A 12052-nucleotide genomic window follows, 5' to 3' on the forward strand; every position below is an offset into this window, starting at 1 on the left:
ACATAGATGACGATCTCTTCCTATGGCACCGGCGCCTATCGCTCGGCAAAGCCCAACGAATTCGTCTCGACGCGCAGCCAGCTCGACGACCTGCAGCGCCAGCTCACGACGCAGAAGCGCAGCGAGACCTATGGCGACCTCGGTATCGACCGGCGCACCAGCCTCGACCTCAACGCCAAGGTCTCGTCGATCGATTCCTGGCTCTCTGGGATCTCGCTCGCCAGCGTCAATCTGAAGCTCTCGACGAATGCCGTCGAGACGTTCCAGACGTTGACCAACGAGACCAAGAACGATGTGCGGCCCAACAGCTATGTTCCCAGCGCCAGCGGGCGCTCGGCGCCGCAAGTCCTCGCGGAAGAGAAGTTCAAGCAAACGCTCGATCTGCTCAACACCAATGTCAACGGGCGCTACCTGTTCTCCGGCAAGACCAGCGACACGCAGCCGATCGTCGGCTTTTCCGACATCATCAACGGCGACGGCGCCGGCCGTGCCGGGCTGAAGCAGCTGATCGACGAGCGCAAGCAGGCCGATCTCGGTACGCTCGGGCTCGGACGATTGATCGCCGGCGGCACGGGTGCGAGCGCGACGCTTTCCGAAGAGGCGACCGTCCACCCCTATGGCTTCAAGTTGACGGCGGCATCTACGACCTCGGCGGCGCTGGTTCCGACCTATACCGCTGGTCCGCCTGCCGACATTGCGGTCAACGTCGTCGGCCAGCCGCTGCCGGGCGAGAATCTGCGCATCAAGCTCGCCTTGCCCGACGGCACCAGCGAGGAGATCACGCTGACGGCGCGTGCGGCCGGTACGAACGGCTCGGCCAGCGACAGCTTTGTGATCGGCCCCGACGTCAACACCACGGCTGCAAACCTGCGCGCGACGATCACGGCCGCGCTCGACACGGAGGCCAAAACCACGCTCTCGGCGGCATCGGCGACGGTCGCAGCGAATGATTTCTTCGCCGGCAGCCTGAGCAATCCGCCCGTGCGCGTGCCCGGGCCCTCATTCGCGACCGCGACGGCAGCGCCTGCCGCCGGCACGGCCGCCAATACGGTGATCTGGTATCAGGGCGACGACGCCAGCGAGGCGACGAGCCCGGCGCGTTCGACCTCGACGGTCCAGGTCGACAAGGGGCAGGTCGTGGCCACCGGCGCGCGCGCCAATGAGGAGGCCTTCCGGGTCGGCCTCGCCAGCTTCGGCGTGCTGGCGGTCGAGACCTTCGACGCCAACGACACCAATTCGCAGGCGCGCTACGAGGCGCTGGCCGAGCGCGTCCAGGACAAGCTGGGCTTCGGCGGCGCGGTGCAGAAGCCGGTCGAGATCATCACCGAGCTCGGCACCTCCCAGAATTCGCTCGCGCGCGCCAAGGAGCGCCACGAGGCCACCAAGAACTATCTGGAGACGACGCTGGCGGGCGTCGAGAACGTCTCGACGGAGGATGTCGCCGTCCAGATCCTGGCGATCCAGAACCGGTTGCAGGCGAGCTACCAGACGACTTCGATCCTGTCGAAGCTTTCGCTGACGAATTTCCTGTAGACTGAGAGTATCGCCGAAATCAAAAGGGCGTCGCCATGTCATGGCGACGCCCTTTTGTGTATTGGGAGATCGTCTCGTGGACGCCTTCAGCGCCCGCGCAGGCCCGCCGCGATGTCGCGGTTGATGTCGATCAGCGCGCGCAGCGGCTCGGGCGCAGGCTGGGCCGCGATGCGGAAGGTGTGGTTGAAGATGAAATTCGCGAGGCTGAGGATGTTCTGCTTGATCGCGACGGGCAGCGGATTGTCCTCGGCGATCACGGCCGAAACCAGCAGCGTCCAGAGTTTGCGATTGTAGCTCAGCGCATCGTCGAGCTCGCGCTCGCGCATGGCCCAGTCGTCGGCGATCGATTGCAGCCTTATGGCGGCCTTGATCAGCAGGGAGGCTTCGAGTTCGCGGGGGGAGACGGAGGCTTGGACCGTCTTGGCGGCGGAGGCGTACGCGTTAAACCCGTGTTGCATTCTCGATGAGTTCCGCTTCGTAGGCGATCAGCTTTTTTGCAGCCTTGAGAGCTTTATAGAGATCGCTGCTTAAGATGCGGTTATTGATCTCGTGAATCAGGGGCAGGGCGCTCGGCGCCGCCTGCACGAACTCGCGCACCAGCTCGAAATAGATGTCGTGCTCGTGCGTCGGATCTTGCGCCAGATACATCAACTGGATGGCGAGATAGATCTTCTTGGCCGGGCTGTCGGCCGTGGGGCCGGTCAGGATGTCTTTTTCGCGCAGGATCGGAGCGTCGCCCTCGATGAAGAAGCGCGTGCGCTGCTCGTCGTTGCGGATCACCACCTGGCCGATGATGATGCGCTCTTTGGGCTTGAGCTCGACCTTGAGTGCCATGTCTATCCTGCCTTCTGGCTGGGGAAGTGTGGAAAAGCGTCTGCGGCTTACTGGAAGAGCCGCAGCACGCCCTGATCGGCCTGGTTGGCGAGCGACAGGGCCGTCTGCGAGAGCTGCTGGCGGGTGTTGAGGGCGAGCAGCTTGGCGCCTTCCTCGTTGGAGTCCGCGAGCACGAGGTTGTCGGCGCCGGTCGTCAGCGTGTTGACCAGGTTCTTGGTGAAGTCCTGGCGCGTCTGCACCACCGAGAGGTTGGAGCCGAGAGTCGACGAGATCGAACGCAGCGAGGCCAGGGCGCTGGTCAGCGTATCTGCTGCGCCATTCAGGCTGGTGTCGTCCTGGATGTTGAACTGGCCGGTGGTCGCCGTGCCGCTGACAGCCGTGTCGATGCCGAGATTGGCGGCCGTGATAGTCTGGCCGAGAATGTCGAGCTTGGACTGATTGGTGCCGGTCTTCTCGTTGAAGATGATCGAGAGCTTGTCGCCGGTCAGCAGGTTCTTGCCGTTGTAGCCGGCGTCCTTGGCGAGCTGATCGATCTGCGTGCGCAGGTCGTTGAACTGGTTGATCAGGTTCGAACGGACGGTCGAGTTGCCGGTCGCGGAGATGCCCGTCGAGTAGTCGGTGGCGGCGAGGCCGACCAGCACGTTGCCGTTGGGCGCGTTGGACTGGGCGTTGGTCGTGGCGAGGGCGGCAGTGGTGCCGGTGCCGAGACCGATCTTGAGGGTCGATGAGCCAGCGCCGGTGACGTTCAGCTTGCCGGCGTCGTCGATCGAGGCATTGGCGATGCCCGAGGTGTTGATCGTGTTGACGAGGTCGCGCAGCGTGAAGCCGGGCGTCAGCGCCGCCGTGAAGGTGGTGTTGCCGGCTGTGATCGAAAGCGCGACGTTGGTGTTGGTCGTGGTGTCGAGGCCCAGCGAACCGACCGTCGAGGCCGTCGCGGTCACGGCGGCAGCGCCGGTGACGATCTTGTCGAGCGTCGTATCCTTGATGCTCTTGCCGGTCAGGGTCGATTCAGCGAGCGTCGAGAGCGCCGTGCCGGCCTTTGTCGGGCGGTTGGCGGCGGCGTCGGCCTGGGCCTGCTTGATGGTCGATTGCAGCGACTGAACCAGCTTGGTGATCGCATCCACGCCCTGCGACGCCGAGGTGATGGTCTGAATGCCGTTCGAGATGCCGTCGAGCAGGCCGGTCAGCTGGCTGCCGCGGTCGTTCAGGCCGGCGGCCGTGAAGAAGTTGACCGGGTTGTCGATCGCCGAGTTGACCTTCTTGCCGGTCGACAGGCGGTTCTGGACGGCGGATTGCTCGGTCCGGGTCTGCTGAAGGGTCAGCAGGTTGTTGCGGACGCCGCTGGTGAGAATCGTGTTGGCCATCGCTTAAGTCCCCTTGAACGCGCGATTCGGCGTTTGCCCGGTTGATCTGAAGCGATAATTCCTTGTTAAGGATAATAATTGGTTAATCCCGGCGCAAAGCCGGCAACGAAAAACGGCGGAGCCTGCGCTCCGCCGTTTTCCTCTAGATTCGCCCCGCGTTCTGCAGGGAACTCCGCTTCTGCGGACGAAGGATCAGAACAGACGCAGGATCGCCTGGTCGGCCTGGTTGGAGAGAGACAGAGCCGTCTGCGAGAGCTGCTGGCGGGTCTGGAGAGCGAGAAGCTTGGCAGCTTCGTCGTTGGTGTCGGCCTGGACCAGGTTGTCGGCGCCGGCGGTCAGGGTGTTGGCCAGGTTCTTGGTGAAGTCCTGGCGGGTCTGAACCGTCGAGAGGCTCGCGCCCAGCGACGACGAGATCGAACGGATCGAGGTGAGCACGTTCGTCAGGTTGTCGGAGGCGGTGGCCAGAGAGGCGTCGTCCTGGATATTGAACTGGCCGGTCGTGGCGCTGCCGCTGACGGCCGTGTCGATGCCGAAGTTGGCAGCGGTCACGGTCTGGCCCTGGACATCCAACTTGGACTGGCTGGAGCCGGTCTTTTCGTTGAAGATGACCGAGAGCTTGTCGCCCGCCAGCAGGTTCTTGCCGTTGAAACCGGCATCCTTGGCCAGCTGATCGATCTGCGTGCGCAGGTCGTTGAACTGGTTGGTGAGGTTCGAGCGGACGGTCGAGTTGCCCGAGGCCGAGATACCCGTGGAGTAGTCGGTGGCGCCGAGGCCGACCAGAACGTTGCCGTCCGGAGCGGCCGACTGGGCGTCGGTCACGGCCAGAGCCGCGGTGGTGCCGCTGCCGAGACCGATCTGCAGGGTGTTCGAGCCGGCGCCGGTCACGTTCAGCTTGCCTGCGTCGTCGACCGAAGCGGTCGCGATGCCGGAGGTGTTGATCGTGTTGACGAGGTCACGAACCGTGAAGCCCGGGGTCAGCGCCGCCGTGAAGGTGGTGTTGCCGGCGGTGATCGAGAGCGCAACGTTGGTGTTGGTGGTCGTATCGAGGCCGAGCGAACCGACCGTCGAGGCCGTCGCAGTGGCAGCAGCAGCGCCGGTCACGACCTTGTCGAGTGTCGTGTCCTTGATGCTCTTGCCGGTCAGGGCCGCTTCAGCAGCCGTCGACAGAGCCGTGCCAGCCTTTGTGGGGCGGTTGGCGGCGGCATCGGCCTGAGCCTGCTTGATGGTGGACTGCAGCGTCGACACCAGCTTGGTGATCGAATCGAGGCCCTGCGAAGCGGCGGTGATGGTCTGGATGCCGTTCGAAATGCCGTCGAGGTTTTTGGTGAGCTGGCTGGCGCGGTCGTTCAGGCCGACGGCGGTGAAGAAGTTAACCGGATCGTCGACGGCCGAGTTGACCTTCTTGCCGGTGGCGAGACGGTACTGCGACTGAGCCGAGTCGGCCTTGGTGGAAGCGAGCGAAGCAAGAGCGCTGCGAACGCCCGAGGAAAGCGAGATGGTCGACATGGAACTTATACCCTTCTGGTATGATGCCTTCTGGCGTCGGGCCATTCTGGCCTCGACCCGCAGACCCTCGGCCCGGACCCCGTAACAAGCCGTAAATTTCGGCGCTCGAATTGCAGCCGTCCGTCTGCAAGCGCTGGCATGGTTAAGCGCTGCCTAAGAATTGGGCGCTGCACGACTGCCCAGGCTGGAATGCAAACAGCCCCGGCGAAGGCCGGGGCTGTTTCATAAGATCCCGGCCATCGGGGCTTCAGGCGGATCGTTCGATGTAGCGCGACGAGATCTCGCTCGCCGCGCGAGCCCGCTCGGCGAGCTGGCGATTATAGAGCCGCAGTTTCAGCGTGGCCTCGTCGGGGACGAGTTCGGTCGTCTCGCCGGTCTGAGTGTTCGTCTTGCGCAGCACGATGGTGCGGGTCTCCGGCTCGATCAGGAGACGGCGCTGGATCACATCGCGCAGGTTCGGTTCGCTCTGGAGCTTGGCGGCGACCTGCTGTCTTTCCGGCGCATCGGTGTCGGCATCGCGATCTTGCGCACGGACATCGAGCTTGACCGCATCGCCGGCCCTGGCCGACTGGACGGTCTTCTCGGGGGGAAGCTCCACGGAGATGCTGCCGCGCGTGGCGACAATGTCCGCGCGAGGCGGCGGGGCAGCGCTGCCTATGGTGGGCGCCTTGGCCGGAGTGCCGAAATCCATGTTTCACTCCTTCTGGAGCCTGCGACGGCCGCATTGCGCCGCCTGATACGTTACGATCGGGCGTGTCCTAGCTCGATCACCTAACGTAACATCCCAGAAAAGATTGAATCCGGCGTAAGGGAATTAGGTAAATATTGACGGATCGCGCAATTATCGAGTCAGAGCCGGCGCGAAACCACGAGCGGGCCAGCATTGGGCCGGCTAAAGGCGCCCGCGCCGACAGTCGCTGCGGGGCCGTAGCCTGCGACGCGAGACGATTTGTTGGCGTCGGTGGCGAGATCGCGCACGATCGACTCCGAAACCGCGCGCGCTGTCGCCAGCACGATCTGGTTGGTGTCGATCAGGGTCTGGAAATCGACATGGGCCGCCTTGAGGCGCTTGACCTGGTCGGGCGCGAAGCGCGCCAGCGCGACGGCGTTGAGCTTCACCTGCTCGACACCGCGCATATAGATGCCGGCAAGCTCGGCCTTGCGCGGCTCGCGCGCCATCGCGTCGGCCAGCCGCCCGGCGCGAACCAGTTGCGTCTCCTCGCCGACGAGATGGGACAGCGAGCCCAGCGCTTCGAGCACGGCCTCTATCAGCGCGCGCGCTTCCAGCGTGTTGGCGATGCGCGGCCGCTCGTCGAGAATGCGCCTAGCGACCGACATTGACCGCTCCGGTGGCCTGCGCTGTGGCACCGGCTGCCTGCGCCGGGCTGGTCTGTTCCTGCACGCGCAGCAGGTCGCGCAGGATCTGGTCGGACAGGCCGATGCCGCCGGCGCGCTGAATCTGCTTGGCGTATTGCTGCGTCAGCTGCGATTTGTAGATGCCGCCGCCGGTGCCGTTCTCGCCGAGCGGGCCCTCGGCGCCTTCGGGCGTCTGGAACAGGCGTTCGGTAACCTGCTCGAGGAAGACGGTCTCGAAATCGTCGGCCTGCTTTTTCGCCTTGGCCTTTGCCGGATCGAGCGCGTTCTTGACGCTGTCGAGAACGCTTCCGGCGGCGTTGAGGGCGAGCTTCGCGGCGGGGAGGGCGAGCGCTGCGGTCATCACATCACCTCGATTTCGGCCTGCAGGGCGCCTGCGGTCTTGATGGCCTGGAGAATGGAGATCAGGTCGCGCGGGCCGATGCCGAGCGCGTTCAGCCCGTCGACGAGTTCGGCCAGCGTCACGCTCTCGCGGACGAGGGCGAGCTTGTTGCCGCCTTCGGTGTCGACCTTGACGTTGCTGCGCGGCGTCACCGTGGTCTGGCCGCGGCTCAGCGCTTCGGGCTGGCTGACCTGCGGCTGCTCGCTGATCGTGACGGTCAGGTTGCCCTGCGCCACGGCCACGGTGGAGACGCGGACGTCCTTGCCCATGACGATGATGCCGGAGCGCTCGTCGATGACGATACGGGCGAGCTGGTCGGGCTCGATCCTGAGCTGCTCGATGTCGGTGAGCAGGCGGATCATGTTGCCCTGGAAGCGCGCCGGGATCTGCAGCACGACGGTCGAGGGGTCGGTCGGCTCGGCCGTGTCGCCGCCGAGGAAATCGTTGATGGCCGACGCCATGCGGCGCGCCGTGGTCAGGTCGGGATTGCGCAGGGACAGCCGCAGCGTCTTGAGCTTGTTCAGCGCGAAATCGATCTCGCGCTCGACGAGGCCGCCATTGGCGATGCGCCCGACGGTGGGGACGCCGCGCGTCACCTTGGCCGCCTCAGCCTCGGCCGAGAAGCCTGCGATCGCGACCGACCCTTGCGAGACGGCGTAGACCTCGCCATCGGCGCCGAGCAGCGGCGTCGCCAGCAACGTGCCACCCTGAAGCGATTTTGCGTCGCCCAGCGCCGAGACGGTGATGTCGAGACGTGTGCCCTGCGTGGCGAAGGGCGGCAGGTTGGCGGTGACCATAACGGCGGCGACGTTGGCGGTGCGCATGTTGGCGCCGCGCGTGTTGACGCCGAGTCGCTCCAGCATGGCGGTCAGCGACTGTTTGGTGAAGGGCGCGTTGTTCAGCGTGTCGCCGGTGCCGTTGAGGCCGACGACGATGCCGTAGCCGAGGATCTGGTTGCTGCGCACGCCTTCCACCGAGGCGAGGTCCTTGATGCGCGAGAGCGCCTCAGCGGGACCAGCCGCCATCACGACGCCGAGCGCCAGCAGCGCGGCCAGCGGCGTCAGCAGGGAGGAAAGGGTGGGCAGGCGAAGCATGAATGCACCGGCATGAGGACAAGGCTAGCATCTGACGCCCTGCGATCCCCGTGCCAGACATCGACAAGTTGAAAGCCGTTATTTTGCAGTTGTTTAAGAATTGCGGTCAGCTTCGGACCACGGGAAATGACGTGGCCGATCCTGCCGGGCCGGCAGTTTCTGCCGGGCAATTTACCGGCTGTTAACCACGCGACGCCCTAGTCTTCAGTCACATCTCCAGAGGCCGCCATGATCCGGATCGACCAGCGCGCGCCCGTCACCAATACCGGCCCGGCCAATACCGCGCGGCGGGCAGGGGGGGCGGCGTTCACCCTTCCCACCAAGCAGGCGGCGACGCCGGCGCGTGGACAGGCGGTTGCGACGACCAGCGGACTCGACACCCTCATCGCCGTGCAGGCCTATGAGGAACCCCATGAGCGCAAGAAGCGCCAGGCCAAGCGCGGGCACGATCTGCTCGACGGGCTCGACAGGCTGAAAGCAGCGCTGCTCTCGGGCCGCGTCCAGCTTTCCGAGCTTGAGCGGCTGAAGGACACGCTCGCGCTGCGGCGCGAGGTCACCGACGATCCGCGCCTCGACGATGTTCTCGCCCATATCGAGCTGCGCGCGGCCGTCGAGATCGCCAAGCTCGGGCGGTAGACGTCACGAGTCGCACTCGGTGGAAACGCGAACCGACGCGACCGCTCAATCACACGTTGACGTGGGCTGGACCATTGTATTCTCCACGGGTGACAATGACGCTATCGTCTCCTCGGAAGAAAAGCGGGCGATCCTGCGCGACGAGTTGAGAACCATGGACGCGAATGACGCCAAATTCGTTCTCCGCCTTGTCCCAGTTGAGCTTCTGAACGTTCTTTAACAGAGCCCACCAGTTCGGTTTTCCGACGAAAAAATACAAAAAATCGCCGCCGCTGGTGACGTTAAAGAGGTCCGTGTCCAGCACGGAATAGTCCCTGAACAGTCTCAACGGCGTGATGCTCCAGCCGGTCTTGGCGAGCAGGCGTACATTGTAGTTTTCTCCAACGCTGGTCGTGGGCTCGACCTTGCCTTGAAGTATCTTTTCCAGATTGGCCCTGGGCGTGAGATGATAAAGCGTCAATCCCGCAATCTGGGCCCGCTTAGCTGACGTTGTCGGTAGCGCAATGAGCGGTACGGAAATCATCTGAATTCGACCCTGATACTGCCGGCTCGTATTATCGCCGATATTTTAGCCTTCTCAGCGCCAAAGGCCGGTGATGCGATTTTGCGGGACTGTGAGTTGAATGCACTGAAAACGATGTTCTACGCTATGCCTACTTCGCCGTTCGCACCACCGGTGATGCTTGCTGCGCGATGCGATTGATCTCCGCGGGGCGGAACGTCTTCAACCGGATCAGGAAATCGCGGATGGCGGCGTCGCCGTAAGCGCGATGGCTGATCGCGAACAGCATCACACCCGTCCCGCCGGCCGCGTTCCTGCGCGGCACATAGCGATAGGCGTTCCATTCGGCGATCTCGACGCCTTTGGCGTTGCGGTCGCTGACCAGGAAATCGAGCAGGGCTTCACCGGTCTGGCGGTTCTGCAAAACCTCGAATTTTGCAATCGGATCCCGGCCCTTGCGCTGGTTCAGCGTCCGGATTTGCGCCGCAAGAGCGCTTTCGACGCTCGCGCCGGCGTCCACCAACTCGATGATCAGCATCCTGGCATAACTGTCGCTGGTCTCGCCGGCCGGAAGGTACTCCTGCTTGTAGTAGGTCGCGGTCGGATGCGAACTCCAGGCGAGCAGATAGCCCGTATCGCCAAAGCGCAACGGGCCGGGAACGCCGAGGCGATCGACCGCTTCGGCGGAGCGGGTTGACGTGCTGGCGCTCGCCAGCGCGATGGCGGCGAGGATCGCGCGGCGCGTCGGCGCAGCGGTTCTGGACGGCAACGGCATTCCGGGTTCCTCCCTCGGCTGGAACTGCGATGCGAGATGGACCTCAGCGGAGGAACTGGTCGGCGTAGTCCGCGCCGAGACCGTTCGTACTGTAGCGAGCGCGGCATTTCCCCCGCGTTGAAGTCCTGAATCACGCGGTTGTCCGGCTGATTCCGGAAATCGCGCCAGCGCGTTGGCGCGGCTGGGTTTTCGTGAGGTTAGCCCGGCCAGCCTCAGACGGCCAGATGCCGCGAGCGACGGGCAGGATCGCGCCGGTGCCACGCGCACCGCCGGTCACGAGAGCGAATTTGGGAGCAGGGGGTTGTCATGGCGGCAGACGAGGCCGGCACTGTCGGCTGTAGAGGATGATGTGCCGGGCTGCGTCCGAACGCGGCGATGGTGGCCCTCGCCCAAAAGCCGCGCTTCCCCCTTGGCACGGAACCCGCTAGGAAGCGGCCAACCCACCTGCGGCGTCGCTGTCGCAGGTCGGAACCGTTCCAGTCTGACGAGCAGCAGGGGTCGTTTCACATGAGCAAGATCAAGGTCGCCAATCCGGTCGTCGATATGGACGGCGACGAGATGACCCGCATCATCTGGCAGAAGATCAAGGACACGCTGATCTTCCCCTATCTCGACCTCGAACTCGACTATTACGACCTTTCGGTCGAGAACCGCGACGCCACCGACGACCAGGTCACGATCGACGCCGCCAACGCCACCAAGAAGCACGGCGTCGCCGTGAAATGCGCGACGATCACGCCCGATGAGGGCCGCGTGAAGGAATTCAACCTCAAATCGATGTGGAAGTCGCCCAACGGCACGATCCGCAACATCCTCGGCGGCGTCATCTTCCGCGAGCCGATCATCTGCAAGAATGTGCCGCGCCTGGTGCCGGGCTGGACCCAGCCGATCGTGATCGGCCGCCACGCCTATGGCGACCAGTACCGCGCCACCGACTTCAAGTTCCCCGGCAAGGGCACGCTCTCGATCAAGTTCGTCGGCGAGGATGGCGCGGTGATCGAGAAGGAGGTCTTCAAGGCCCCCGAGGCCGGCGTCGCCATGGCGATGTACAATCTCGACGAGTCGATCCGGGATTTCGCCCGGGCCTCGCTGAACTATGGCCTGATCCGCAAATACCCGGTCTATCTCTCGACCAAGAACACCATCCTCAAGACCTATGACGGGCGCTTCAAGGACATCTTCGAGGAGATCTACCAGGCCGAGTTCAAGGCGCAGTTCGACACCCTCTGCATCACCTATGAGCACCGCCTGATCGACGACATGGTGGCCTCCGCCATGAAGTGGTCGGGCGGCTATGTCTGGGCCTGCAAGAACTACGATGGCGACGTGCAGTCCGACACGGTGGCTCAAGGGTTTGGCTCGCTTGGCCTGATGACCTCGGTGCTGATGACGCCGGACGGCAAGACCGTCGAGGCGGAAGCAGCGCACGGCACGGTGACGCGCCACTACCGCGAGCACCAGAAGGGCAAGGAGACCTCGACCAACTCGATCGCCTCGATCTTCGCCTGGACACGCGGCCTGTCCCACCGCGCCAAGCTCGACGGCAATGCCGAACTGGCCAAGTTCGCGCTGCTGCTGGAGAAGATCACGGTCGACACGGTCGAGGCCGGCGACATGACCAAGGATCTGGCGCTGCTGGTCGGCGCCGAGCAGAAGTGGCTCTCGACCACCGGCTTCCTCGAGAAGGTCAGCGACAACATGCGCAAGGCGATGGCCGCCTGAGCGGTTTCGTTTTTGCCGTGACGACAAGAGCCCGGCCGGCGACGGCCGGGCTTTTCGTGGGGGCGAGCGGGGGTGTTGCGGGGACACGTGCGAGCACGCGGTTGAAGCGAGCGTGCCGGCGCCCGAACTCCAGCAGGCGCGTGGAACCCTCTCCCGGAGGGAGAGGGCTGGGTGAGGGGTCGGACGTTTGACGCCAGTGACTCGTACCCAACCGCGCCGTCGTCCCGGACAAGCGCGAAGCCGCGCCGATCCGGGATCCATCATAGGGCACTGGCGGCGCTCTATGATGGATCCCGGGTCAAGCCCGGGATGACGGTGGTGGTTCCGAGG

At 64.4% G+C, this 12052-nt stretch carries 13 protein-coding genes; 3 read left to right on the forward strand and 10 right to left on the reverse strand.

Features of this window, described 5'->3' with window-relative positions:
* The first annotated feature begins 6 nt into the window (after positions 1-6).
* A complete protein-coding gene (locus AC1DZY_RS25025; RefSeq protein WP_476822867.1) occupies positions 7-1533 on the forward strand; it encodes a hypothetical protein in 1527 nt (508 codons plus the stop codon).
* A gap of 86 nt (positions 1534-1619) precedes the next feature.
* On the opposite strand, the gene flaF is transcribed toward AC1DZY_RS25025, so the two are convergent.
* The 8 genes from flaF to AC1DZY_RS25065 all read right to left on the reverse strand — a co-directional run bounded on the left by flaF (position 1620) and on the right by AC1DZY_RS25065 (position 8087).
* On the reverse strand, positions 1620-1991 hold the full coding sequence (gene flaF, locus AC1DZY_RS25030; RefSeq protein WP_476822868.1) for a flagellar biosynthesis regulator FlaF: 372 nt from the start codon (positions 1989-1991) through the stop codon (positions 1620-1622).
* Positions 1975-2367 (reverse strand): flagellar biosynthesis repressor FlbT, encoded by a 393-nt coding sequence (gene flbT / locus AC1DZY_RS25035; RefSeq protein ID WP_476822869.1) that lies wholly within the window; start codon positions 2365-2367, stop codon positions 1975-1977. The genes flaF and flbT overlap by 17 nt, the downstream gene beginning before the upstream one ends.
* A 47-nt stretch (positions 2368-2414) precedes the next feature.
* The gene (locus tag AC1DZY_RS25040; RefSeq protein ID WP_476822870.1) at positions 2415-3731 is read right to left on the reverse strand and encodes a flagellin N-terminal helical domain-containing protein; all 1317 of its coding nucleotides are present in this window, start codon (positions 3729-3731) and stop codon (positions 2415-2417) included.
* A 192-nt stretch (positions 3732-3923) separates the two neighbouring features.
* Positions 3924-5237 carry a flagellin N-terminal helical domain-containing protein gene (locus AC1DZY_RS25045; protein WP_476822871.1) on the reverse strand — a complete coding sequence of 438 codons (1314 nt, stop codon included), beginning with the start codon at positions 5235-5237 and terminating at the stop codon, positions 3924-3926.
* Between the two features lie 247 nt (positions 5238-5484).
* A complete protein-coding gene (locus AC1DZY_RS25050; RefSeq protein ID WP_476822872.1) occupies positions 5485-5835 on the reverse strand; it encodes a hypothetical protein in 351 nt (116 codons plus the stop codon).
* A 251-nt stretch (positions 5836-6086) separates the two neighbouring features.
* On the reverse strand, positions 6087-6575 hold the full coding sequence (locus AC1DZY_RS25055) for a hypothetical protein (RefSeq protein WP_476822873.1): 489 nt from the start codon (positions 6573-6575) through the stop codon (positions 6087-6089).
* Complete coding sequence (locus AC1DZY_RS25060) at positions 6562-6954, reverse strand: rod-binding protein (RefSeq protein ID WP_476822874.1); 393 nt, start codon at positions 6952-6954, stop codon at positions 6562-6564. The genes AC1DZY_RS25055 and AC1DZY_RS25060 overlap by 14 nt, the downstream gene beginning before the upstream one ends.
* The gene (locus AC1DZY_RS25065) at positions 6954-8087 is read right to left on the reverse strand and encodes a flagellar basal body P-ring protein FlgI (RefSeq protein WP_476822875.1); all 1134 of its coding nucleotides are present in this window, start codon (positions 8085-8087) and stop codon (positions 6954-6956) included. The genes AC1DZY_RS25060 and AC1DZY_RS25065 overlap by 1 nt, the downstream gene beginning before the upstream one ends.
* A 228-nt stretch (positions 8088-8315) precedes the next feature.
* Between AC1DZY_RS25065 and AC1DZY_RS25070 the strand changes: the two genes are divergently transcribed.
* Positions 8316-8723, forward strand: a complete 408-nt coding sequence (locus tag AC1DZY_RS25070) for a flagellar assembly protein FliX (protein WP_476822876.1) — start codon at positions 8316-8318, stop codon at positions 8721-8723.
* A gap of 49 nt (positions 8724-8772) precedes the next feature.
* On the opposite strand, the gene AC1DZY_RS25075 is transcribed toward AC1DZY_RS25070, so the two are convergent.
* Both AC1DZY_RS25075 and AC1DZY_RS25080 read right to left on the reverse strand, forming a co-directional pair.
* A complete protein-coding gene (locus tag AC1DZY_RS25075) occupies positions 8773-9246 on the reverse strand; it encodes a hypothetical protein (protein WP_476822877.1) in 474 nt (157 codons plus the stop codon).
* Positions 9247-9376: 130 nt separating this feature from the next.
* Complete coding sequence (locus AC1DZY_RS25080) at positions 9377-10000, reverse strand: hypothetical protein (protein ID WP_476822878.1); 624 nt, start codon at positions 9998-10000, stop codon at positions 9377-9379.
* Positions 10001-10507: 507 nt separating this feature from the next.
* On the opposite strand from AC1DZY_RS25080, the gene AC1DZY_RS25085 reads away from it, so the two are divergent.
* Positions 10508-11722 carry an NADP-dependent isocitrate dehydrogenase gene (locus tag AC1DZY_RS25085; protein WP_476822879.1) on the forward strand — a complete coding sequence of 405 codons (1215 nt, stop codon included), beginning with the start codon at positions 10508-10510 and terminating at the stop codon, positions 11720-11722.
* The last annotated feature ends 330 nt before the right edge of the window (positions 11723-12052 follow it).

The organism is Allobosea sp. P2_A10 (assembly GCF_056405115.1).